The sequence below is a fragment of the Nocardia sp. CC201C genome (assembly GCF_030010695.1).
Lineage (GTDB): Bacteria > Actinomycetota > Actinomycetes > Mycobacteriales > Mycobacteriaceae > Nocardia > Nocardia otitidiscaviarum.
In genome coordinates, this window is the sequence record NZ_JASCXP010000587.1 from 1 (window position 1) to 3,324 (window position 3,324).

Annotated in this window: 1 protein-coding gene; it reads right to left on the minus strand. The window is 71.4% G+C overall.

What is annotated here, in order from left to right; genetic code table 11:
* On the minus strand, positions 1–3,324 hold a 3,324-nt coding region (locus tag QK444_RS34470), incomplete at both ends, for a beta-ketoacyl synthase N-terminal-like domain-containing protein (RefSeq protein ID WP_282786196.1).

The window sequence follows — 3,324 nt, forward strand, 5'->3', positions numbered from 1 at the left end:
GCTACAGGCCGGACCCCGCTGGGCGATGTAGACCCCGTCGGTGCCGAGGCGGGCGTCCCGGGTGAGCAGGACGTCTGCCTCGAGCTGGCGGGACTGCTTGGCGGGGGTGCCGTCGCCGCCGAGGCGACGGTCGGCCGGGCGCTCGTAGAGGGGCGCGCCGCCGCACATGGCCTCGACGAAGCGCTGGCGGCCGTGCAGCTTCCGCTCCTCGGCCTTGCGCAGGTACTCGTCGCGCCGCTCGGGGTCGATGGCCTGGACGAACGCCCGCGGGTGCACGACGGCGAGCAGCCCGGAGACGTGGCCGAAGCCGAGCGAGGTGACCAGACCGGCCTTGAGCGGCAGGCGATCTCCCACGGCAAGGGGTTCGCGCAGCCACACCAGATGCGGATACTCGCGCATCTTGGCGTCCACGCAGTCCAGGCTGCGGTTGGGCGGGATCACGCCCTGCTCCAGCACCTGGCACAGGCCGATGAGCTGGAAGGCCGCCGCGCCGCCCTTGGCGTGGCCGGTGAGGGTCTTCTGCGACACCACGAACAGCGGTGCGCCGTCGGACCGGCCGAGCGCCGTGGCGAGCCGCTCGTGCAGTTCGGACTCGTTGGGATCGTTGGCCGCGGTGGAGGTGTCGTGCTTGGACACCACCGCGATCTCGTCCGGCGCGACGCCCAGCTTCTTCAGCTCGGCAGCCAGTTTCGACTCCGGACCGCCGCGACCGGCGGCCAGCGCGCCCAGCCCGGGAGCCGGAATCGAGGTGTGCACGCCATCGGCGAAGGACTGCGCGAAGGCGACCACGCCGAGCACCGGCAGGCCCATCTCGACCGCGACGCTGCCGCGGGCGAGCAGCACCGTTCCGCCGCCCTGGGATTCGACGAACCCGCCGCGACGACGGTCGTTGGCCCGGGAGAAGTAGCGGTCGCTGATGCCCTTGGCGCTCATGGCCGCCGAATCCGCGGTGGCCGACATGTCGCCGAAGCCCACGATGCCCTCGATGCCGAGATCGTCGTAGCCGCCGGCCACCACCAGATCGGCCTTGCCGAGCCGGATCTTGTCCACGCCTTCCTCGACCGAGACCGCCGCCGTGGCGCAGGCCGCGACCGGGTGCACCATGCCGCCGTAGGAGCCGACGTAGCTCTGCACCACATGGGCCAGCGCCACATTCGGCAGCGCCTCCTGGAGGATGTCGTTGGCGCGCGGCTCTCCGAGCAGGTTGTCGATGTAGAGCGAGCGCATCGAGGACATGCCGCCCATGCCGGTGCCCTGGGTGTTGGCCACCATGGCCGGGTGCACCCAGCTCATGAGTTCGGCCGGGCTGAAGCCGGAGGACAGGAACGCGTCCACGGTGCAGACGATGTTCCACAGCGCCACCCGGTCGACGGAGCCCGCCATATCGGCCGAGATGCCCCACCTGGTGGGATCCCAGCCGGTGGGGATCTGGCCGCCGACGAAGCGCGACAGCTTGGCCTTGCGCGGCACCCGGATCTCGGTGCCCGCCTTGCGGGTCACCTGCCAGTCGCCCGCCCCCTCGATCGGCGTGACGACGGTCTGCTCCGGGTTGGCGGCGTGGAAGGCGCGCGCCTCGGCCTCGCTGTTGACCACGAAGGTCAGATCCTTGTCCAGGAACACCGAGGTGAGCAGCGGGGCGGTGTTGTCGATCATCGCGCCGTCGTCGGCGTAGCGGCGCACGCCGCAGCGTTCCACCACGGTGTCGTGGTAGCGCTCGGCCAGCTCGGATTCGTCTACGTAGTCACCGGTTTCGGTGTCGTACCAGCCCGGCTTGGGCTCGTTCTCCCAGGTGACCAGTCCGGTGGTCCAGGCCAGTTCGAGCACGCCCGCGGCGGAGAGCTCGTCGGAGACCTCCATCTCGAAGCGGGTGCGCGCCGAGCCGTAGGGGCCGAGTTCGCCCGCACCGACGATGACGACCATATCGTCGAGATCGGCTGTCACCGCGCCCCATTCGGGTACCGGCAGCGCCGACGACACCATGGTCGGCGGGGCGGGCAGCGCCGGAATGGTCGCGGCCTTCGCGGCCGTATCCTCCTCGGCCGCCGCGGCTTCCGCGGCCTCCCTGCCCAGCGCGGACAGATCCAGTTTGGCCCCGGCCAGGCCGCCGGTCAGGTCGATCTGTTGCGGTCCCTGCGCGGTGACGCCGCGCGCCCGCTCGGTGCACCACTTGAGCAGCTCATCGGCCATCTCCTGGGTGGACCAGGTCTGCACGCCCGCCTTCTCCACGGCCTCGACCAGCGGATCGTTGTGGCCCATGAGGCCGGTGCCGCGCACCCAGCCGATGAGGGCGTGCACCAGGGTGACCCGCTGCGCCCAGGACTTCTCGGCCCGCCACTTGGCGACCACGGCGTCCAGCGCGGCCTTGGACTCGCCGTACGCGCCGTCACCGCCGAAGAGGCCGCGGTTGGGCGAACCCGGCAGCACCACATGGAGTTTGGCGTCCACGTCGTGGTCCGCGCCCAGCTTGGACAGTCCGCCGATGAGGCGCTCGACCGACCAGAGCAGCACCCGCATCTCCATTTCGGCGCGGGCTCCGGCGTCGGCGAGGTCACCGGCCACCCGCGGCGCCGCGAAGGGCAACAGCAGGGTGGGGGTCATGGCCTCCTTGACGAGCACCTTGGCGCCGCCCGCGGTGTCGGTCTGCTCGTTGCCGACCCACTCGACGAGGGCGTCGATATCGCTGTAGGAGGCCATATTCGCGGGCACCACCCACAGCGCGGCGCCGTGGCGGGCATGGTCGCGGTAGAGCTGCTTGTAGAAGGCCAGGCGGGCGTCGTCGAGCTTGGAGGTGGTGACGACGACGGTCGCGCCGCCGCCGAGCAGCCGCCCGGTGGCCGCCGCGGCGATGGAACCCTTGCTGGCACCGGTGATCACGGCGATCTCCGAGGACCAGACACCGGGCTCGGTCACCTCGACGGCGGCCGCGGCGATGCGTCCGTAGAGACCGGCCAGCACCGAGCGGGCCTCGTGCATGGCGCGCTCACGCCACCAGTTGGCCTGCGCGGCAACCGCTTCTCCGGCACCGACGTAGCCGTCGACCGGCAGTTCGTCCAGTCCGGCGTCACCGCCCAGCCACAGCCGCGCGAGATCCTCGCGGGCGCTGGCCCAGCGGTCGTCGATGAGGACAGCCTTACGGGCGTCGAAGGCGGGAGCGACCAATCGCGGCCAGTCCGAACCGAGTTCGGCCGAGACCAGGTCCACCAGGGTGTCGTCGGTGGCCTCCGGTGCGGAGAGCTGTTCGGCGTGGCCGAGCGATTCCAGGATCACCCGGGCGGCCTGCGCCAGCACGCCGTCGCGGCCGGTGATCTGCTCGGTGAACTCGCC